The sequence below is a fragment of the Leisingera aquaemixtae genome (assembly GCF_001458395.1).
Taxonomy (GTDB): Bacteria; Pseudomonadota; Alphaproteobacteria; order Rhodobacterales; family Rhodobacteraceae; genus Leisingera; species Leisingera aquaemixtae.
On the sequence record NZ_CYSR01000030.1, the window covers coordinates 617805 to 638165 of the forward strand.

19 protein-coding genes are annotated in these 20361 nt (G+C 65.1%); 10 read left to right on the forward strand and 9 right to left on the reverse strand.

The genetic code is table 11. The annotated features are described in order from the left end of the window. Positions 1–177 precede the first annotated feature (177 nt). Both PHA8399_RS16575 and PHA8399_RS16580 read left to right on the forward strand, forming a co-directional pair. Entirely contained in the window at positions 178–1185 is a 1008-nt protein-coding gene (locus tag PHA8399_RS16575) for a GlxA family transcriptional regulator (protein WP_058287296.1), read from the forward strand. Positions 1186–1401: 216 nt separating this feature from the next. After that, positions 1402–2841: a hypothetical protein gene (locus PHA8399_RS16580; RefSeq protein ID WP_058287205.1), complete on the forward strand. Its 1440-nt coding sequence runs from the start codon at positions 1402–1404 to the stop codon at positions 2839–2841. Positions 2842–2909: 68 nt separating this feature from the next. On the opposite strand, the gene PHA8399_RS16585 is transcribed toward PHA8399_RS16580, so the two are convergent. From PHA8399_RS16585 to PHA8399_RS16625, 9 genes are all read right to left on the reverse strand, one after another. Further along, positions 2910–4088 (reverse strand): c-type cytochrome, encoded by a 1179-nt coding sequence (locus tag PHA8399_RS16585; protein WP_244270241.1) that lies wholly within the window; start codon positions 4086–4088, stop codon positions 2910–2912. Then, a complete protein-coding gene (gene soxC, locus PHA8399_RS16590; RefSeq protein ID WP_058287206.1) occupies positions 4072–5343 on the reverse strand; it encodes a sulfite dehydrogenase in 1272 nt (423 codons plus the stop codon). The genes PHA8399_RS16585 and soxC overlap by 17 nt, the downstream gene beginning before the upstream one ends. A gap of 116 nt (positions 5344–5459) precedes the next feature. Then, positions 5460–7157, reverse strand: coding sequence for a thiosulfohydrolase SoxB (gene soxB / locus PHA8399_RS16595; protein ID WP_058287207.1), 1698 nt, complete (start codon positions 7155–7157; stop codon positions 5460–5462). Positions 7158–7256: 99 nt separating this feature from the next. After that, positions 7257–8108 carry a sulfur oxidation c-type cytochrome SoxA gene (soxA, locus tag PHA8399_RS16600; RefSeq protein WP_058287208.1) on the reverse strand — a complete coding sequence of 284 codons (852 nt, stop codon included), beginning with the start codon at positions 8106–8108 and terminating at the stop codon, positions 7257–7259. A 75-nt stretch (positions 8109–8183) separates the two neighbouring features. Then, positions 8184–8513 carry a thiosulfate oxidation carrier complex protein SoxZ gene (gene soxZ, locus PHA8399_RS16605; protein ID WP_058287209.1) on the reverse strand — a complete coding sequence of 110 codons (330 nt, stop codon included), beginning with the start codon at positions 8511–8513 and terminating at the stop codon, positions 8184–8186. A 44-nt stretch (positions 8514–8557) separates the two neighbouring features. Then, the gene (soxY, locus tag PHA8399_RS16610; RefSeq protein ID WP_058287210.1) at positions 8558–8974 is read right to left on the reverse strand and encodes a thiosulfate oxidation carrier protein SoxY; all 417 of its coding nucleotides are present in this window, start codon (positions 8972–8974) and stop codon (positions 8558–8560) included. 57 nt (positions 8975–9031) lie between these two features. Further along, positions 9032–9508 (reverse strand): sulfur oxidation c-type cytochrome SoxX, encoded by a 477-nt coding sequence (gene soxX / locus PHA8399_RS16615; protein ID WP_058287211.1) that lies wholly within the window; start codon positions 9506–9508, stop codon positions 9032–9034. A 127-nt stretch (positions 9509–9635) separates the two neighbouring features. Beyond that, on the reverse strand, positions 9636–10190 hold the full coding sequence (locus tag PHA8399_RS16620) for a thioredoxin family protein (protein WP_244270242.1): 555 nt from the start codon (positions 10188–10190) through the stop codon (positions 9636–9638). 46 nt (positions 10191–10236) lie between these two features. Then, complete coding sequence (locus tag PHA8399_RS16625) at positions 10237–10974, reverse strand: cytochrome c biogenesis CcdA family protein (protein WP_058287213.1); 738 nt, start codon at positions 10972–10974, stop codon at positions 10237–10239. A gap of 110 nt (positions 10975–11084) precedes the next feature. On the opposite strand from PHA8399_RS16625, the gene PHA8399_RS16630 reads away from it, so the two are divergent. The 8 genes from PHA8399_RS16630 (at position 11085) to PHA8399_RS16665 (ending at position 20353) form a co-directional block, all read left to right on the forward strand. Then, positions 11085–11468, forward strand: a complete 384-nt coding sequence (locus PHA8399_RS16630; protein WP_058287214.1) for a thioredoxin domain-containing protein — start codon at positions 11085–11087, stop codon at positions 11466–11468. Between the two features lie 60 nt (positions 11469–11528). Then, the gene (locus tag PHA8399_RS16635; RefSeq protein ID WP_058287215.1) at positions 11529–11867 is read left to right on the forward strand and encodes an ArsR/SmtB family transcription factor; all 339 of its coding nucleotides are present in this window, start codon (positions 11529–11531) and stop codon (positions 11865–11867) included. A gap of 21 nt (positions 11868–11888) precedes the next feature. Beyond that, positions 11889–12947 (forward strand): YeeE/YedE family protein, encoded by a 1059-nt coding sequence (locus tag PHA8399_RS16640; protein WP_208856326.1) that lies wholly within the window; start codon positions 11889–11891, stop codon positions 12945–12947. A 181-nt stretch (positions 12948–13128) separates the two neighbouring features. Then, a complete protein-coding gene (locus tag PHA8399_RS16645; RefSeq protein WP_058287217.1) occupies positions 13129–15162 on the forward strand; it encodes a PhoX family protein in 2034 nt (677 codons plus the stop codon). Positions 15163–15317: 155 nt separating this feature from the next. Then, positions 15318–15788 carry a DUF302 domain-containing protein gene (locus tag PHA8399_RS16650; RefSeq protein ID WP_058287218.1) on the forward strand — a complete coding sequence of 157 codons (471 nt, stop codon included), beginning with the start codon at positions 15318–15320 and terminating at the stop codon, positions 15786–15788. Between the two features lie 143 nt (positions 15789–15931). Continuing rightward, positions 15932–17545 carry a thiamine pyrophosphate-binding protein gene (locus tag PHA8399_RS16655; RefSeq protein ID WP_058287219.1) on the forward strand — a complete coding sequence of 538 codons (1614 nt, stop codon included), beginning with the start codon at positions 15932–15934 and terminating at the stop codon, positions 17543–17545. Then, positions 17532–18731 (forward strand): CaiB/BaiF CoA transferase family protein, encoded by a 1200-nt coding sequence (locus tag PHA8399_RS16660; RefSeq protein WP_058287220.1) that lies wholly within the window; start codon positions 17532–17534, stop codon positions 18729–18731. The genes PHA8399_RS16655 and PHA8399_RS16660 overlap by 14 nt, the downstream gene beginning before the upstream one ends. A gap of 260 nt (positions 18732–18991) precedes the next feature. Continuing rightward, a complete protein-coding gene (locus PHA8399_RS16665; RefSeq protein ID WP_058287221.1) occupies positions 18992–20353 on the forward strand; it encodes a tetratricopeptide repeat protein in 1362 nt (453 codons plus the stop codon). Positions 20354–20361: the final 8 nt, after the last annotated feature.

Sequence of the window (20361 nt, forward strand, 5' to 3'; positions counted from 1 at the left end):
CCCTTTTGACCTGCAAGGGGCGGCGGGCATTTTACGGTGCCGCAAACCTGCATGCGGTGTCGCAATCCGCAGGAACGCTGTCGCTATTCTAGGGCTGTGGCCTGCGTCAGCGCCTTAGGAAGCAAAATCAAGTCCGAATTCCGCCCGGCTGCCCGGGTGCCGCGCTGGGGTCCCGCCATGTCCGATGACAGCTTCGTTCAGAAAGGCGCCGCCGCCAATCTCGCCATCCCGTTCGAGGGCGCGCCGCAGGATTTCTATTTCCTGCTGCTGCCCAAGGCGACAATGCTGCCGGTGGCCGCCGCCATCGAGCCCCTGCGCATTGCCAACCAGGTGACCGGCACCCGGCTCTACCGCTGGTACATCATGACAGAGGACGGCCAGCCGGTGCGCTGCTCCAACGGCATGGTGGTGACGCCGGACACCCCGCTCCAGCCGCTGCCCTCGGATTCACTCGGCTTTGTCTGCGCTGGGGTCGAGCCGCACAGCGCCGCCACCGAGATCACCCTGAACTGGCTGCGCCGCGAAAGCCGCTTTGGCCGCGCCATCGGCGGCATCTGCACCGGCGCCTTTGCGCTGGCCCAGGCCGGGCTGATTAAGAATCACAAGTTCACCCTGCACTGGGAGAACCAGCCGGGGTTCCTGGAAAGCTATCCGAGCCTCGCGCCCTCGCCCAATATCTTTGAGATCTCGGGCCCGCTGATGACCTGCGGCGGCGGCAATGCCGCGACCGACATGATGCTGCACCTGATCGAGGAACGCCACGGCAAGCAGCTGGCGATCATCGTCGCCGACATGTGCCTGCACGTGCGCTCCGGCGGCCAGGCGGCGCCGCAGAAATCGAATTACGCGGTGGCCATCGGCAGCCGCAACCAGCGCTTGCTGAATGCGCTGCAGCTGATGCAGGAATCGATCGAGGAGCCGCTGTCCATCGGCGAGCTGTGCGACCGCCTCGACATCTCCCGCCGCCAGCTGGAGCGGCTGTTCTCGCGCTACCTGAACCAAAGCCCGATGCACGTCTATTTTGACATGCGCCTCAGCCATGCCTTTGCGCTGATGAACGAAACCTCGATGAGCGTCACCGAAATCGCGCTGGCCTCGGGCTTCAACTCCGCCCCCCATTTCTCCCGCCAGTTCAAGCGCAAGTTCGGCGCCTCGCCGCATTTCTTCCGCAAGGGCTGGAGCTGACACCCGGCACGCCCCGCAAAGGCCGCCGCGCCAGTTAAGCGCTCGGGTGAGGCCTTGAAAAAGGCCCGCCCAGCTGTTTCACTGCGCCGGTGCCGCGTCGGCCCCGGCGGCGGGCAAATTCAGACAATCATTTTTCACCCCCTGCACCTGTGCCGCGCTGAATTCAAAGGCGGCTGGCGGTCAGGGCGGCATTCTAAAACCAAACGGAATTAATCCATGCGCCGTTCCCCGGACCTTCATCTGCCGCAAGCCACCCGCGCGGCAGCTGGCAGCCTGCCTGCCTTCCTCGCGGCCTGTGCCGTGGCCCTTCCGGTTTTGCTGGCCGTTTCGGCTGGCAATATCGCGGATCCGATTGTCCGCTACGACGATTACCCCGCCCTTCTCGCCCAGCCCGAAGGGTTCTGGCAGAAAACCCTGACCGAAGGCCGCTGGCTCAATTACCTGTGGCACCTGCGCGGCGCGGTGACGCCGGCCTGGCTGAATTTCGTTCTGTTCCAGATCCTTTGGGGCGTGACCGCCGCCGCGATCGCAACCGCGGCCACCCCGCCCGGCAGCCGCAAATGGTTTACTGCGGTTCTGGCCCTCACCCTGCTGCCGGCCCCGCCGGTGTTTCTGATGGCGCCCTGGTCCAGCACCCTCATTCCCGGGTTTGCGGTGCTGGCACTGTTTGCCTGCCTGGCGCTGGTTCTGTCTCAGGCCGCCCTGCGCCTGCTGCTGCCGCTTTTCACGCTGCTTGCCTTCACGGCCTACACCACCTTTCCGCTGATCCTGCTTGCAGTCTGCCTGATCAGCACGCGGCAGCGCTCGCTGCCGGACCTGGCCCGGCTGCTGATCCTGTTCGGGGCCAGTTTCGCGGGCGCGGTCTTGGCCGTCTATGCGTTGAACTGGCAGGTGCATGGCGTCTTTGGCATCCCGCTGGACCCGGCCCGCAGCCCGGACCCGGCGCAGGACCTTGCCGGATTGTGGTCGCACCTGCCGCTGCTGCAAGAGACGCTTTCGGTCCTGCTCGGCAAGCTGAGCTTCCAGTCCACGCCGGTTCTGCTGTTTCACCTGTGCCTGCTGATTGCCGCCACCGCCGTGCTGCTGCGCCGCCAGTCGCTGGAGGCCCTCTACCTCTGGACCGCGCTTTGGGCCGGGATGGCGCTGATGACGCTGCAGGTGCTGAAGCTGGGCGTGACGATCCCGGTGCGGGCCTTTCACTTCACCTGGATCATCTATGCGGTGCTGATCGTGCGGGCCGCGCAAGAGCTTAGCCGCGGCCCCGGCCTGCCCGGGCGGCTGGCGCGCAATGCGGTGCTGCTTGTTGCACTCAGTTACCTGGTGCAGACCGCTGTGCAATTCACCCGCTTCCGCGACTGGCAGCACGAGACCCGCGCTATGGCAGCCGCCATTGCCGCGCAACCAGGGCCGGTCTATGCCACTGGCAGCATTCTGGATTACCCGGCAGCGCGCAAGGCAGGCCTTCACCGGGCCAGCAGCCTGGCCAGCCGGCTGGAGCTTCTGACCGGGCGCCAAGTCTCCCTGTGCGGGGCAATTCCCGAAGCCTGCGCGCATCTGCCGCCGGGGCTGACCAGCCCCGCGCCGGAGCCGCAGCCGCAAGCCCGGCTGGAACGTTTCAAGGGCGCAAACGTCCTTGTTTTCCCGCCGCGGCAATAGAAGCTTCGGCTCCCAAGCAAAAAAAGGGCGCCTAAAGCGCCCTCTTTCACCACCCTTCAGGGCTGCGCCTACTGAGAATAGGACTGCAGATAGGCGATGACCGCCTCAATATCGCTGTCCTTCTTCAGCCCGGCAAAGGACATCTTGGTGCCCTTCATGTACGACTTGGGCTTGGCCAGAAAGGCCGCCAGCTCAGCTTCGGTCCAGACCAGCCCGTCTTCCGCCGCGGCTGCCATCGCCTTGGAATACCGGAACCCCTCCGCATGGCCGGCCGGGGCGCCGACAATGCCGTTCAGCACCGGCCCGGTCTTGGACTTGGCGCCATCGCCCACCTGGTGGCAGGCCTTGCACTTCTTAAAGGTCTTCTCGCCCTGGGCCACCAGTTCCGGATCCAGAACCGCAGCCGTCTGCACCGGTTCCTCTGCGGGCTGTTCCGCCGCGGCGTCCTGCACCGGTGCAGCGTCCCCGGCCGGCGCCCCGGCAGGGGTCTCAGCAGCGGCCTCGGCACCTTCCTCCTCCGGCGTCACATCCAGCACCATGGCCCGCATGGTGATCTCGACGCTGTCCTTGCAGTTCTCCATGCAAGGCTCCGGGTTCCAGAAGTGCTTCTCCGCCTCCTGACGGTCGTCCAGGATAAAGCCGTCCGCATTCGGCAGCTCAACCTCCAGGAAGGTCTCGTCCGACAGCACGAACTCATCATCCACCAGATCGTTGGAATAGAGGATATAGGCCACGATGGCGTAAACCTCATCCGGCGTTAGCGACTGCGCGTTGCCAAAGGGCATCGACCGGTTCACATAGTCCCATGTGGTCGACAGATAGGGCCAGTAGCTGCCCACCGTCTTCAGCGGGTCCTCATGGTCCAGCGTGCCCTGCCCGCCTGCCAGCTTGGGCCAGTTGCCCACGCCCTCGGCAAAATCGCCATGGCAGACCGCGCATTTCTCGGCAAAGACCTCCTCGCCTGTGAACACATCGCCCGAGCCTGCGGGCAGGCCGGTGCCGTCGGAGGCCACGTCCAGGTCCCAAGCGGCGATTTCCTCCGGCAAGGCCGGACGGCCCAGGCCGAATTTCTCGGCCGCAACAGGCCCAGCACCCAGAGCCGTCAGCGATACAGCCAATAGAATGTTCCGCCCGGCCGACAGGCCGGGCAGCGCCCGTCCGCCCCCTTGGGCGGGCGCTTCGCTTTCCGCCCGCGGCCGGGCGCTGCCCTCTGCTCTGTTGTTCAGCCTGTTAGGAAACCTCGACATTTTCCGCCTCCCCGTTTGCCTTGACCCACCAGGTCTGGATGGCGTTGTTGTGATAGATCGAATTCAAGCCCCGCACCTCGCGCAGCTGCGCCTTGGTGGGCTGCACATAGCCTGAAGAATCCTTGGCCCGGCTTTGCAGCAGCATCTCCGAGCCGTCCCAATTGATATCCAGATAGAACCGGGTCAGCGCCTTGTCCGTTCCCGGAGCCGCCAGCCGCGCCTCGGTCCAGTTCTTGCCGCCGTCCAGCGACACATCCACACCGGTGACCGCACCGCGGCCCGACCAGGCCAGACCGGTGATCACCAGCGGCCCCGCGCCATGCTTAATGGGCGCCTGCGGGCTGGGGCTGGTGACGACGGATTTGGCATCCATCTCCCAGGTCCACTTGCGGCTGATGCCGTTGGCCAGCGTGTCGGTGTATTTCGAGGTCCCCTCGCGGCTCTCGACCGGCTGGTCCACCCCCTCGACCCGCCGCAGCCATTTGATCCACATGTTGCCTTCCCAGCCCGGCACCACCAGCCGCACCGGATAGCCATGCTCCTTGCGCAGCGCCTCGCCGTTGGCCTTGAAGGCGACCAGCACGTCGTCCATCGCCTTCTCCAGCGGGATCGAGCGCCCGTTCGAGGACGCATCCGCCCCCTCCACATAGACCCATTTGCCCTCCGGCTTGACCCCGGCTTCCTCCAGCAGCGTCCGCAGGGACACGCCGGAATACTCCATGTTGTGGATCATGCCATGGGTGAACTGCGCGCCGTTCAGCTGCGCGCCGGCCCACTCCATCCCGGAGTTCGCCGCGCATTCGCAGAAATAGACGCGATTCTCGCGCGGGAAGCGCTCCAAATCCTCGTATGTGAACACCAGCGGCGTCCCGACCAGGCCGTTGATCATCAGCCTGTAGTCTTCCTTGCGCAGCTCAATCGCGCCTGAATGATGGCGTTCAAACGCGCAGCCCTGCGGCGTGATCGTGCCGTCCAGCGCGTGGATCGGCGTGAAGTTGATCGAGCTGATGGTGTCCGCCGTCAGCCACTCCACATTGCGGCGCACCACGTCGCTTTCGTATTTGATCGGCAGGCCGTAGGGCGTGGCATCCACCCCCTCGCCCAGACCGCTGGCCCAGTCCTGCACTTCGGTAATCAACGGATCGGGTGCGGCTGCCCTGGCAGCCCCGGCCGCCACCGCCCCTGCGCCGGCAGCTGCCGCGCCGGTCAGGAACTGACGGCGCGAAGGCGCCAGGCTCTTGGCGTCATCACTCATTTTCTTTGCCTCCTTACATAGATAAATTCACGTTCGTGAATTCAACTGCGCAAAATTTTTTCGATGGGCCCGCCGCCCGGGCGGGTGTGATCTGCCCCTGCCGGGGCGGGCGCTGATTACGCGCCCGCCACCTGCACAGAGTTGTTGGGGTCCAGGGTCACGGTGCCAAGCTTGCGGATGTGATCCTCGACCACATCCCAGATCATCGGGCCTTCGGTGCCCTCGTTCACGCTGGCCCAGCCGGCCACCACATAGGACTTCGCCGGATCGATCGCCTCGCCCGTTTTCAGCAGGGTCATCTCGCTGATCCGCTCGCCCTGCGGCTTGGTGATGTCGATGCGGTAGCCCATGCCGCCGATCCGCACCATGTCGCCGCCCTGCTGGTAATAGGGGTCGGGATTGAAGATGTTGTCGGCCACATCCTCCAGGATCACCTTGATGAACTCGCCGGTCATTTCGCTCCGGTAGGCCTCGCCGTAGGACATCGAGGTCACGTTCCAGATTTCTTCGCGGGTGATATCGTCCCCGGGCACCAGCGACGGCCCCCAGCGCACGCCGGGCGACATGGCGATATCCGCTTCCCGCTCGCTCAGCAGCGCGTCGCAGATCAGGTCGTCCCAGGTGCCGTTGAAATTGCCGCGGCGGTACAGCAGCGTATCGGTCTGGCCGATCACCTCCTCCAGCTGCGTTTTGTAGGGCGCGCGCTCGGCCTCGATCAGCTGCGCCACCGCAGGATCCGGCGCGATCACGTCCGAGAACACCGGGATCAGCTTATGCCGCAGCCCCATCAGCTGGCCGTCGCGCACATCCAGATCGACGCGGGAGACAAACTTGCCATTGGAACCCGACGCGATGATATGGGTCTTGCCGACCAGCACCGGCTCCGGCAGCGCGTCATGAGTGTGGCCCGACAGGATCACGTCGATGCCCTGCACCTTGCCGGCCATCTTCTTGTCCACGTCAAAGCCGTTGTGGCTCAGTACCACCACCAGATCGGCGCCCGCCGCACGGACCTCATCCACCATCATCTGCATGTTCTCGTCGCGGATGCCGAAGGAGTACTCCGGGAACATCCAGCGCGGGTTGGCGATCGGCATGTAAGGGAACGCCTGGCCGATCACCGCCACATTGGCGCCGCCGCGCTCAAAGAACTTGTAAGGCTTGAACAGCTCCGCCGGCTCGTCCCATTCCGAGTCAAAGATATTTTGGCCAAGCGCAGCAAAGGGCAGGCCCTCGACGATCTCGTTGACCCGGCCGCTGCCCAGCGTGAACTCCCAGTGAAAGGTCATCGCATCCGGCTTCAGCGCGTTCATCACGTTGACCATGTCCTGGCCCTGGGTGTGATGGCAGGTATAGGAGCCGTGCCAGGTGTCGCCGCCGTCAAGCAGCAGCGCATCGGGGCGGTCGGCGCGGATCGCGTTTATGATGGTCGACACCCGGTCCAGCCCGCCGACGCGGCCATAGGCCTTGGCGAGCGCAGAGAAGTCATTGTAGGTCAGCGCATAGGCCGAAGGGCTGCCGTCGGCGATCCCATACACCTTTCGGAAGTCGGCGCCGGTAATGTGGGGCACGTGGCCCTTGTTCTCTCCGACCCCCAGGTTGACCGAGGGTTCGCGGAAATAGATCGGCTTCAGCTGGCCGTGAATATCGGTCACATGGATCAGGCTGATATTGCCAAAGGTATCAAACTCCAGCAGTTGGTCCTGGGTCAGCGACTGCTGCGCAGCCAACCGCGCCCAATTGCCAAAGCCAGACGCCCCCACCATGGCTGAGGCCGCCATGGAAACCTGCAGAAAATCGCGGCGCGAGATCATGAGTACCGGTATCCTGTATGTTCACGTGATATATTCACGTGAATGAATGTTTCAAAAGAGATACGCCCCGCACCTGGAAACAGGCGCGGGGCGCAAAGATCAGTTGCGGACGGAGGGAGCTTCGACCGACAGGCCGTTGCCGCGCGAGGCGACATAGAGCTCCAGCGCGACAAACTCCGCAGAACCCGGCTTGTAGGTCTCGGCGCGGGTGTCGCGCACGCAGCCCTTGAACCGCGCGTGGGCGGTGTTCAGCTTGGTGTTCTTCAGACGGTACACCGGGAAGCCGTTGATCTGGCCCTGGCTCAGGTGGTCGGCGCGGATCATGTTGCCATAATTGTCTTCATGGCAGTTCGCACAGGACAGCTCCAGCTGACCGGTGCGCGTGTAGTACAGCTCCTTGCCCTTCTCCCAGGTCGCCTGGACCGGGCCGTCGATGGCGACGTTCACCGGCAGCCCGCGCGACTGGACAGAGATCAGCGCCTCCATCGCGGCCATGTCGCCGCCGGAGTATTTCCACTTCTCCGCGCCCATCTGGTTTTCACGGCAATCGTTGATCTGCATGTTCAGGGTGCGGACCTCGCCGGCCTCTTCGTTCCACTTCGGGTACACCGCGCGTACGCCTGCCATGCTTTCCGCGGCATCGCCGTGGCACGACGCGCAGGATTTGCCCTCGGACCCGTCGGCAGTGTCCCAGGCTTCCTGCGCCTGATCGACAAACACCATCGCCGGGTTCTCGAAGTCATCCATCTGCAGCGCTTGCGTCTCGTCCGAGCGGAAGTGCCAGCCCGACATCACCTCGTCCAGCACATCCGCCACATGGGCGGGCGCCGCGGCCTTGGTGATCATCTCGATGTCTTCGTTGACCACCAGCTTGTCGTCATCGGGGCCTGCGCCCGCCGCCATCGGCAGCGCCAGCACAGCGGCAATGGCTGTGATTGCCTTTTTGTTCATTCCTTTTCCTCCCTTGGGTGCCTGCCCTGCCCGGTTCACACCGGACAGGACGCGTGCCTGAAGATCCGGAACGGATCAGCCGATGGCGATTTGCTTCTTGGTGTCGTAGACGGAGCCGTCGTCGTCATACCAGGTAAAGACGAACTCGCCCGCTTCCGGAACGGTCGCGTCGAATTCGAAATACGGGTTGGTGGAGATCGCGGGCTCCATCGCGACGTCCAGCACCATGGTGCCATTGAACTCGCAGGTGAAGCGGTTGATGATCGAGCGCGGGATCAGGTTGCCTTCCTTGTCCTTGCGCTGGCCGCTTTCCATCTTGTGGCTGATCAGCGTCTTGATGGTGACCGCCTCACCGGCAGCAGCGGACTTCGGGACCTTGACGCGGGGTTTAACACCGGATGCCATGTCTTTAATTCTCCTTAAGAATTCCGTTCAGGGAGCGGGCAGCCTCAGCCACCGCAGCCGCCGATGGTGACTTTGACGGTGGCGCTGGCCTTGGCAAAAGAGCCGTCCGCCAGCTTGGCAACCGCAACCACGTCCTGGGTGCCCGCCAGGCGGATCCGGGTGGAGGCCGCCTGCTGCGCCGCGCCAGGGCCAAAGTTGAAGGTTGCCACCCCCGGTTCCGGGTTGCCGGCGGCCAGCACCAGGATCGCGGTGGCGCCCGGCGCCTCGACCGAAATCGGAACAGTGTTGCCGTTCTCGGCAATCTCCGGCGCGTTCAGGGTCACGCCCCCTTCGGCCATTTCGGCACCGCCGGTAAAGGCGGCAATCCGGTCATCCGCCGCCGCGCTCACGCGGAACGGCAGCACGGTAACCATGGCAGCGCCCAGGCCCATCGCCAGGGTCTCACGGCGTGAGAACTCCATCATATCTCTCCTTTGACTTCACATCGGTGCAGGGCGCTGAACGGCCCCGCCCGCGCTTTACTCTTCTTTCAGCGTCGCGAGGAACGCGACCACATCCTCGATCTCCTGCGCCGTCAGGATCGGCGGCAGCGGCTCAGCCCCGGCCTCGCCGGTGTAGGCATCGCCCGGTCGGATGAAGCCCTCGACCTTGTAAAAGGCCGGCATCATCGTGCCTTCGAATGTCATCTTGGCATTGGCGATCAGGCCGCGCAGCTCCTCCACGGTCCAGCGGTCGCCGGCGCCATCCAGCGACGGGCCGATCTCGCCATGGAACGGCACATCCGCCAGCGCGCTCACCTGGTGGCAGGCGACGCAGTTGCCCTTGGACTTGGAGCCGGCAACAATCGCCCCGTTGGCCGCATCGCCGGCCACGCCGGTCAGCGAGGCGGCAACCTCACCCGACTCGCCAAACTGCACCGCTTTCGGAGCAACCTCCCCGGCCAAAGCCGCAGTCCCGGCCAGGCTTAGCGCCAGTGTCAGAGATGTAAGCTTCATGTTTCCTCCCATTGGCTGCCGCTGTTCCCGGGCGGCTTGCTTAGCTTTGCATACCGTAGGGCACAGCGCCCCCGATACGCAACAACAAATTCATTATTGTGAATTTTTATAGATCGTGCGCAAAACGTCAGTCTGTCGACCCATTGTTGCGCTCTTGAATTCGGCGCGCGTGGTAGCGCTGGAAATCTTCCTCATTATCAAGCGCATACCGCTTTTCATTGACCCATGTAAACATGTCAAGCGTGGTGCCCGCACCAAATGCGCCAGGCATCACCGCCACCGCCGCCTCAGGCGCGGTGGCATCTTCGCCCACCTCTTCCGGCAGGAACAGAATCGTCGGCGTGAACAGCACCCGCCATTTGCGCGCCATGTCCTTTTCCGGCAGCGTTTCGCCGTCGAAATCCGTCACCTCCACGTCGCCGTGAAGGTTCAGCTGCACGACAAAGTAATTGTCCTCGATATACTGGCTGATCTCCGGGCGGGGAAAGACCTCCTCATGCATCTTGGTGCAATAGACGCAGCCGCGCTGCTCAAAGATCAGCGCCAGCCGTTTGCCCTCGCCGTTGGCCTCTTCCAGATCCTCGCGCAGGTCCTTGAAGGTGTCCCGCATCCAGGACGTCTTGTGCAGCCCGTCGTCCCCCAGCTCCGCCGCAGCCAGCGGACCGGCAAGAACCGCAACCATTAACAGTTTTGCAATATTTCTCAGCATGTTGACCTCCCAACCTCACTTACCCGATTGCGCCGAACCCCGGCACCCAGCGGATCATCGCCTCGGCGATCAGCCGCACCCCGCCCGTGGCGATCAATACCGCAAACAGCACCAGCATGGCGCCCATGCCCTTCTCCACCCAGGCAAAGGCGCTGCGGTGCCGCGCGACCCAGCCCAGGAACGGCTTGGCAAACAGTGCTGCAACCACAAAGGGCGCGGTCATGCCCAGCCCGTAGACCAGCAGCAGCAGCCCGCCGCGCCAGACGTCGCCCATGCCGGAGGCAATCATCAGGATCGACGCCAGCGCCGGCCCCACGCAGGGCGTCCAGCCGAACCCGAACGCCAGCCCCATCAGATAGGCGCCCAGCACGGTAGAGGGCTCCGCGCTGCTTTCCATCCGCGCCTCGCGGTACAGCAGCGGGATCTTCACCACGCCCAGGAAATGCAGCCCGAACAGCAGCAGCAGCGCCGCCGCGCCGTAGGACAGAACCTCCAGATACTGGCCGAACAGCTGCCCCAGCGCAGTTGCCCCCATGCCCATCAGCATGAACACCGTGGTGACCCCGGCAGCAAAACAGCCCGCCGACACCAGCAACCGCCGCTGCGCCCCGGCCTGAATCGTCCCGTCCCCGCGCAGCTCCGCCATCGACAGACCGCCCATGTAGGACAGGTAAAACGGCACCATCGGCAGGATGCAGGGGGTGAAAAAGCTCAGCAGACCTGCGATCAAGGCGCCGAACAGGGTAATTTCAAGCATCGCACCCCCAAAGAGGCCCCACGCGAACGTTATCCGGGCCCGGCTTGTGTCATTCACATATTCGAATTATGTTGTTTCTCACCGTACGGTCAACAGATGGAATGACACCCATGCGCCCTTTCCGCCCCTTGGCCGCAGCTGCGGCCGCGGCTTTTGCAGCGCTGCCCGCCTGGGCGGCGGAACTGGTGATGGTCGAACAGCCGGGCTGCGAGTGGTGCGCCCGCTGGAACGCGGAAATCGCCCCGATCTATCCGAAAACGGCTGAGGGCAAGCACGCCCCTCTGCGCCGTGTGGACCTGCGCGCCCTGCCCGATGATCTGCAGGTCGCCCGCCGGGTCATGTTCACCCCCACCTTCCTGGTGGTCGAGGACGGAGAGGAACGCGCCCGGCTCGAAGGCTATCCGGGCGAAGATTTTTTTTGGCCTTTGCTCGCGGATTTGCTAAGCGCCCATACAGGGTTTGTTGATAATACGAACGCCACGGGCGGCAGCTGACCGCCCTGACGGGGCAAGAGAGAGGAGTGCGGCACCGCGGTGCCGCTCAGGAGACGGCACATGGCATTACCACAGTTCACAGCTGACATGGACCCGGAGGAGATGGACCGGATGGTCGAGAACGCGACCAAAGCGTCCAATTTCCTCAAGGCGATCAGCCACGAAGGCCGGCTGATGATCCTGTGCCACCTGGTCTCCGGCGAGAAATCCGTGACCGAGCTGGAGGAACTGCTGTCAGCCCGCCAGGCCGCCGTCTCGCAGCAGCTGTCCCGCCTGCGCCTGGAGGGGCTGGTCATTCCCCGCCGGGAAGGCAAGGCGATTTTTTACCGGCTGGCCGACGACAAGCCCCGCCGGATGCTGGAAGTGGTCTATGACCTGTTCTGCAAGGACGAAGGCTGACGCCTGAATGAAATCCCCGCCATGTTTGACCTCCTGACAGAACACCAGCTGGCCGCCTGCATCGGGCTGCTGGGCGGTGTGCTGCTGGGGCTTGCCGCCCGGCTGGGGCGGTTCTGCACTTTGGGCGCGATCGAAGATCTGCTCTATGGCGGCTCATCCCTCAGGATGCGGATGTGGGGCGTGGCGATCGGCGTGGCGGTCATCTCCAGCTTCGGCCTGATCGGGCTGGGTCTGGCGGATGCGGGCCAGTCCTTTTACCTCTCGATCCGCTGGATGCCCGCCGCCTCGATCCTGGGCGGGCTGATGTTCGGCTACGGCATGGCGCTCAGCGGCAACTGCGGCTACGGCGCCATTGCCCGGCTTGGCGGCGGCGACCTGCGTAGCTTCGTGATCGTGCTGGTGATGGGCGTCTCCACCTATGTGGTGCTGGCAGGCCCGCTTGCCCCGTTGCGCAATTTCTTCTTCGAACAGCAGGATGTCACCACGGAAATCCCGCCGGGCCTCGCCCATTATGCCGCCGCCTGGAGCGGGCTGCCGCTGGCCGCCACCGGCCTCGCCGCGGGCCTTCTGATCCTGCTGGCTTCCCTCGCCAGCGCCGAACTGCGCCGCGACAGGCAGGCGCTGTTCTGGTCGGCCGTGGTGGGGCTGGCGGTGGCCTCCGGCTGGGCCGGAACCACCTACCTCAACACCGCAGGGTTCGAGGCGCTGCCGGTGGTCTCCCACTCCTTCTCGGCTCCGTTGGGCGAGACCATCCTGTGGACCATGACCGGATCCCTGCGCCCCCTGTCGTTCGCCGTCGGCTCCATCGCCGGGGTCTGGACCGGCGCCTTCCTCGGCTCGCTGATCAAGGGCCATTTCCGCTGGGAGGCCTGCGAGGACCCGCGCGAGCTGCGCCGCCAGATCATCGGCGCCGCGATCATGGGCGCTGGCGCGGTGATTGCGATGGGCTGCACCGTCGGCCAGGGCCTCAGCGCGTTTTCGCTGCTGGCCGTCTCGGCGCCTGTCACCATGCTGGCAATTTTCGCCGGCGCCGCCATCGGGCTGCGGCAGCTGATCGAAGGCTTCCGGCCGGCAGAATGAACGGGCGTCCCCGCGGGGACAGGCAGGAAAAAAGCAGCGGAGTCCGGACTGGCCGCCCGGATGTGCAATTATGGTAAATTTTCGTTAACGATTACAAGCCCGTTACACGCCGATCTTAAAAGACCCGGGAGGACGGACCCGCACCGCCGCCAGGACGCTTCCAAACACTCCGGAGACCGCCGTGAACCGCAAGCAGATCATCAAAGACCCGCACAATGGCAACAAGGCGGAGGCGTTTGAGGCATTTGACGACATTCCCGCCAACCCGGCCACCAGCCGCACCATCGGCGATGTGATTGCCGCCCGCTACGGCCGCCGCGCGCTGCTGAAAGGGATGCTGGGCACCTCCGCCGCCACCGCCCTGTTCGGAGCCTCCGCGCTGGCCGCAGCGCGCCAGGCCAGCGCCGCAACACCTACATCAGCAAGCCGCTATGCCTTTGACGAGCTGGCCTCGGGCATCGACGAAACCCACCATGTCGCCCGGGGTTATGACGCCGATGTCCTGCTGCGCTGGGGCGATCCAATTTTCGCGGACGCCCCGGACTTCGACGTGATGAACCAAAGCGCCGAGGCCCAATTGCAGCAGTTCGGCTACAACAACGACTATGTCGGCTTTCTGCCGCTGAACGCCGAGGGCACCCGCGGCCTGTTGTGCGTGAACCACGAATACACCAATGAGGAGGTCATGTTCCCGAACCTTGGCCGTCAGGACAAGGCAGAGTTTGCCGGCATGACCCTGGAACTGGCGGAGATCGAGATGGCGGCGCATGGCGGATCGGTTGTCGAGGTCGCCCGCGGCCCGGATGAAAAGTGGGCCGTGGTGCGCAGCGGCGCGCAGAACCGCCGCATCTCGCCGCTGACCACCGCGATGGTCCTCGACGGCCCCGCCGCAGGCCACCCGCGGATGCAAACCAGCGCCGACCCCAGCGGCCTTGAGGTCATCGGCACCCTCAACAACTGCGCAGGCGGCATGACCCCCTGGGGCACGTGGCTGATGGCGGAAGAAAACTTTCACGGCTACTTCTGGACGGACAGGCTGGACTTCGATGGCGAACCGGACCTGTCCGGCCAGCCGGAGGCGGCGCAGATGGCGCGCTACGGCGTGCCCGGCATGTGGTACGCCTGGGGCAAGTACCACACCCGCTTCAATATCGACGAAAACCCCAATGAAGCGAACCGCTTCGGCTGGGTTGTTGAGGTGGATCCGATGGATCCGCAGTCGAAACCGGTGAAACACACCGCTTTGGGCCGTTTCGCCCATGAGGGCGCGGAGACCACCCTGTCCAAGGACGGCCGTCTGGTAATCTACATGGGCGACGATGCGCGGTTTGAATATGTCTACAAATACGTCTCTCACGGTGTGGTGTCAGAGGACCGCACGGCCAATTCCCGGCTGCTGAGCGATGGCACCCTCTACGCGGCCCGGTTCGAGGCGGACGGCACCGTCCACTGGCTGCCGCTGGTGCATGGCCAGGGTCCGCTGACGGCGGAGAACGGCTTTGCCAGCCAGGCGGATGTGCTGATTGATGCGCGGCTGGCGGCGGATGCGCTGGGGGCCACCCCGATGGACCGGCCCGAGGATGCCACGCCCCGCGGCGACGGCACCGCCTATGTGATGCTGACCAACAACTCCAGACGCAAGGCCGGCCAGACCGATGCCGCCAACCCGCGCCCGGTGTCTCGGTTCGGCCATATCATCGAAATCAAGGAGGACGGCGGCGACCATGCGGCGGCAAGCGGGCAGTGGTCGATCCTGGTCAAATGCGGCGACCCCGGCATTGCCGAAGTGGGCGCCGAATGGCACCCGGACACCTCGCAGCACGGCTGGTTCGGCTCCCCCGACAACAGCGCAATGGATGCAGACGGGCGGCTGTGGGTTGCCACCGACCAGGGCAGCAACTGGGGCCGGACCGGCAAATCGGACGGGCTTTACGGTGTGGAAACCGGCGGCGCCTTGCGCGGCCATTCCACGCTGTTTTTCCGCTGCCCCGTGGGGGCTGAGCTGTGCGGGCCGTATTTCACCCCGGATGGCGAGACGCTGTTCCTGGCCGTTCAGCATCCTGGCACCGACGGCACCAAAGACCTGAAAGGCTTCGGGCGCGCCTCGACGTTTGAGGACCCGGCCACCCGCTGGCCGGATTTCGACCCGCAGATGCCGCCGCGCCCCTCGGTCGTGGCGGTGACCAGACAGGGCGGCGGCAAGATCGCCAGCTGACCCGGGATCGGCTGTTGTCAGGCGGAGCGCGCCCCATCCGGAGCGCGCGCAGGCTGCAGCCCTGGCGGGCCGGCGGCCGCCGGATGCACGCGATTGTGAAACCGCAAACGCCCGCCCTGCCCTAAAACCGGGAGAAACCCCTGCGGAGACCTGCCATGCCCTTCAAACGCCTGACGGCCGCCCTGATCCTTGCCGCCTCTGCCGCCTCTGCCGGCAGCATCGCGCCGCGCGACGGCTGGGCGGTGCATGAGACCTCCAAACCCTATGCGCAGTTGATCGAGGACGTCAAAGCCGCCGCCAAGGCCGAAGGCCTGGGGGTCGTCACCCAGGCAGGCCCCACCGAGGCGGCGGCGGCCCGCGGCATCACCATTCCCGGCAACCGGGTCATTGGCCTCTTCAACAATGACTTCGCGGTGAAGATCCTCGCCCTCTCCACCGCCGCGATGATCGAGGCGCCGGTGCGCATGTATGTGACCGAGGAGGCAGACGGCAGCGCCACCCTCTCCTACAAGCGGCCCACCCACGTCTTTGCGCCCTACGCAGAGGAAGGCGGCGCGGGACTGGCGGCCCTTGCAGGCCATCTCGACCGCCGCTTTGCGCTGATTGCGGAACGGGCACAGAAATAGCCGCTGGCGTCTTTCCGGTCTCTGCCCCCCTGCACGATTTACGCCGGATTCCGCCGCAGTTTTTCTCACACTGGCGTGAACGGGCTTGCGCGCGGGCGCAGCCTCGGCAATCTGGCGGCAATTCAACGGATTGGACGGACAAGATGACAGAGACCCTGCGCGCAGCCGATGTTCTGGCCCGGCGGCTTTTTGAGGCAGGCTGCCGCCACGCCTTCGGCATGCCCGGCGGCGAGGTGCTGACGCTGGTCGATGCGCTGACCAGGGCCGGAATCGCCTTTCACCTGGCCAAGCATGAAAACTGCGCCGGTTTCATGGGCGAAGGCGTCCATCACGCCGACGGCGCGCCGGTCATTCTCGTGGCCACCCTCGGCCCCGGCGCGCTGAACGGCGTCAATGTGGTGGCCAACGCCCACCAGGACCGGGTGCCGATGCTGGTGCTCACCGGTTGCGTCGACGCGGCAGAGGAGCAGAGCTACACCCATCAGGTGCTCGACCACCGCGCGGTTTTTGCCCCGATCACCAAGGCCACCTTCCGGCTGGATGCCGAAGGGGCGGACCTGATCGCAGACAAGGCGGTGGCCATCGCAACAGAACCCCGCAACGGGCCGGTGCATATTGACGTTCCGATCTCGGTGGCAGACGCGCCGGCCAGGGACCGCAACGTCCGCCGCGCGCCTGCAAGTGCCAGCGCGCCAAGCGGCGAGGCGCTGGCGCAGGCGCGCTCCTGGCTGGCGGCGACCACGCGCCCGGTGGCAGTGATCGGTCTCGATGCACTGCAGGAAAACGCCGGTGCCGCAATCCGTAGCTTTGTGGAAAAACACCAGATCCCTTTCATCACCAGTTACAAGGCCAAGGGCCTCCTCCCCGAAGACCACCCCCTTTGCCTCGGCGGCGCGGGCCTGTCGCCGCTCGCCGACAAGCACCTGCTGCCCTTGGTGCGGGAGGCCGATCTGGTGCTCTCTATCGGCTATGACCCGATTGAGATGCGCCCCGGCTGGCGCAATGTCTGGGACGTGAGCACCCAGAACGTGATCGACATCGCGCCGGAGGCCAACACCCACTACATGCATCAGGCACGCCTGAACTTCCTGACCGCGATTGCCCCCACCCTTGCGGCGCTGTCGGAAGGCACCAAACCGCGCGGCACATGGCCCACTGGCCGCCCTGCCGCGGTCAAATCCGCACTGGCGGACGCCTTCCCGCGGGATGAGGACTGGGGGCCGGCGGGCGTCATCGCCGAATGCCGCGCCACCCTGCCCCCCGAAACCCTTGCCACCGCCGACAGCGGCGCGCACCGCATTCTGCTCAGCCAGATGTGGGAGTGTTCCAGGCCGCGCGGGCTGATTCAGTCCTCGGGCCTCTGCACCATGGGCTGCGCGGTGCCGATGGCGATCGGGCGCAAGCTGGCACAGCCGGACCGCCCGGTGGTCAGCTTTTCCGGCGATGCTGGTTTCCTGATGGTCGCCGGTGAACTCGCCACCGCGGCGGAACTGGGCGCAGCCCCCATCTTCGTGGTTTTTGCCGACGCCAGCCTCGCCCTGATCGAGCTGAAACAGCGCCAGCGCCAGCTTGCCAGCGGCGGGGTCGATTTCGCTGCGCACGACTTTGCCGCGATGGGCCGCGCCTTTGGCGGCAACGGGGTGACGGTCACAAACCGCACCGAACTGCGCGCCGCCCTGCAGGACGCGCTGAAAGCCGAAAAATTCACCGTCATCTCGGCTGTGATCGACCGCGGAGGCTACGATGGCCGCATCTGACATGCTCCCCCATGGCGCGCTCCAGGGCGTCAAGGTCCTTGACCTTTCCCGCATCCTGGCAGGCCCCACCTGCACCCAGCTTCTGGGCGACCTTGGCGCGACGGTGATCAAGGTGGAAAACCCCAAGACCGGCGGCGACGACACCCGCCAGTGGGGGCCGCCCTATGTGGTGGATGCGGACGGCAAGCAATCCGATCTCTCCGCCTATTTCATGGCCGCCAACCGCAACAAGCGCTCGGTCGCCATCGACATCGCGACAGAGGACGGCCAGCAGGCGATCCGCCGGCTGGCGGCAGAGGCCGACATCCTGATCGAGAACTTCAAGCCCGGCGGGCTGGCCAAATACGGGCTGGACTACGCCAGCCTCAAGGACGATCTGCCGGGCCTGATCTACTGTTCCATTTCCGGATACGGCCAGACCGGGCCCAACAGCCACAAACCCGGCTATGACATCATGGCGCAGGGCTTCGGCGGCATCATGTCGCTGACCGGCGAGCCGGAGGGCCAGCCGATGAAGGCCGGCGTCGGCATCGCCGATGTGATGTGCGGCATGTACGCCTGCATCGGCATCCTCAGCGCCCTGCACCACCGAGAGAAGACCGGCGAGGGCCAGCAGATCGACCTGGCCCTTGTGGATGCCCAGATCGCCTGGCTGATCAACGAGGGCGTTGCCTATCTGAACACCGGCCAGACCCCCAAGCGGCGCGGCAACGAACACCCCAGCATCGTGCCCTATGGCGTCTACGAAACCTCAGACGGCCATGTGATCCTGGCGGTGGGCAACGACAGCCAGTTCCGCCGCTTCATGGAATTCCTCAAGCTCGAAGGGCTGGCCGAGGACGCCCGCTTTGCCACCAACCCGGCCCGGCTGCAGAACCGCGACGCCCTGAACGCGATCCTGATCCCCGCGGTGCAGCGCTTCACCACCGGCGCGGTGCTGGCAGCGATGGAGGCGCGCAAGGTGCCGGCAGGCCCGGTGCAGACCCTGGACACCCTGTTTGCCAGCAGCCAGGTCGACGCCCGCAGCATGGCGATTGGCATGGACACGGCGGCCGGTCCGGTCAAGCTGCTGGGCAATCCGCTGAAATTCTCCCGCACGCCGGTGACATACCGCCACGCGCCGCCTGCCTGCGGCGAAAGCACCGTGGAGATTCTGAGCGCAGAACACCCGTTTGAGCCGTCCTGATCCCACAGGGATGCGGCGGCTTTCCGCCATGTGTTACAGTTTCCGGCAATTCACCGCTAAATCCGCGGTGCTTTGCGCGTGCCTTAATCCTCCTTATTGCCAAAATTTCCCGGGAAATCCTACACATCCGCCATAGTTTCAATCCAGGCGCACACAGGCCATCACCAAACCGCGAGCGGGGTTCGCCCGGAACATTCCGATGATCTACTCTTCAGCAGGACACGGAAACCGCTCTCGGATAAAACAAAGATTGGACTCTCATGACGCAAGATATCTTCGGCCAAGACAACAGCCTGACCGATGCAACTGCACAGCAGAATTGGAATGCCGTGCAGCTGGGAGTTCTTTCCCATGCCGCCGTGACCGCAGATCATCTGGGCGCGGTTCTGAAGGCCGCGCCGGAGTTTGCCCTGGCCCATGCGATCAAGGGGCTGTCACTGCTGATGCTGGGGCGTTCCGAGCTGGTGCCCACGGCGCGCGAGGCGCTGCGCGATGCCAGGGCCTTCTGCGAGGGCGCCCTCCCGCGCGAGCGCAAATATGTGGACGCGCTCGACTGCTGGCTGGCCGGCCGTCCCAGCCTGGCGATCCAGCGGATGGAGGAAGTGCTGGACGTCTTCCCTGAGGACACCCTGGCGATGAAGCTCAGCCACGGCATCCGCTTCATCATGGGCGACCCGGCGGGGATGCGCGCCTCGGTCGAACGGGTGCTGCCGGCCTATGCGCCGGACCATGCCGGGCGCGGCTACCTCCTGGGCTGCCATTCCTTTGCGCTGGAGGAGACCGGCGAATATGAGCGCGCCGCCAATGCCGGCCGCCAGGCGCTGTGGATGGCGCCGGATGATGCCTGGGGCCTGCACGCCGTGGCGCATGTGCATGACATGACCGGCAACGCCCGATCGGGTCTCGACTGGCTGCACGGACGCGAGGAGGCCTGGGCGCATTGCAACAACTTCCGCTATCACGTCTGGTGGCACAAGGCGCTGATGCACCTCGATCTGGGCCAGATGGAGGAGGCGGTCACGCTCTATGACACCGAAGTGCGCAAGGACAAGACCGACGATTACCGCGACATTTCCAACGCCACCTCGCTGCTGATGCGGCTGGAGCTGGAAGGCGTTGACGTGGGCAGCCGCTGGGACGAGCTGGCGAATCTCTGCGCCGCCCGCACCGATGACGGCAGCCTGATTTTTGCCGATCTGCACTATCTCATGGCGCTGACCGGCCACCGCAAGGAGGACGCCCACCGGCTGGTGCAGCGGATTCACGCCGATGCGGAACGGGGCGGCAGCGAGGCGCGCGCGCGGATGGCGGACCCCGGCTGTGCCGCCGCCGACGGGCTGGAAGCCTTCGGAGACGGTCAATACATGGCTGCTTTCGCGCATTTGTCCGCAGCCCGGGCCACCCTGCAGCTGGCCGGCGGCAGCCACGCGCAACGCGATGTTTTTGAACGCATAACTATAGACGCGGGAATCCGCTCAGGCCAGCTTGACGAAGTCGAAGCAATCCTTGATGACCGCCGCGCCAGGCGGGGCGGCGCAGAGGACAACTACGCGCTGGCCCGCCGCACCCTGATTTCCGAGGCCCGGAACCCGTCCGGTGCCAAAAGCGTACCTGCCGAGTAAGACCCTCA